Origin of the sequence: Vibrio sp. SG41-7 (genome assembly GCF_014164465.1) — a bacterium.
GTDB classification, from domain to species: Bacteria; Pseudomonadota; Gammaproteobacteria; order Enterobacterales; family Vibrionaceae; genus Vibrio; species Vibrio splendidus.
Genome location: NZ_JACJFF010000394.1, coordinates 1 through 300 on the forward strand (window position 1 = coordinate 1; position 300 = coordinate 300).

Annotated in this window: 1 pseudogene; it reads left to right on the top strand. The window is 48.0% G+C overall.

Annotation, left to right across the window (positions count from 1 at the left end):
* Nucleotides 1–198 (top strand): annotated as a pseudogene (locus H5300_RS27310) (IS91 family transposase); the annotation flags it as partial.
* Nucleotides 199–300: the final 102 nt, after the last annotated feature.

Below are 300 nucleotides of genomic sequence, written 5' to 3' on the forward strand. Positions count from 1 at the left end.
GATGCCTTAGGCATCGCCCCTAAAGACGCACCTGAAATGCCCGGCTACGCCGCCATGTTGAAAGGGTATGTGAAGGTTGACCCGTTTGAGTGCATTCTTTGTGGGCATCGTTTAACGTTTCTTCGTTTTAGGGCTGGAGAGGCACTGTCAGAGCTGGTCCATCATGCTCTGGTTCAAGCTCAAATCAGGTCAATTTAGGCATTTCGCAGGATGCGTGTATCTGAAATAGCGAAAACAGCGTGAAAGTGTGCTTTAAACACCCATGTTTAGATTGTAGAGCAGAAGTTAGAGTAGTCAGCG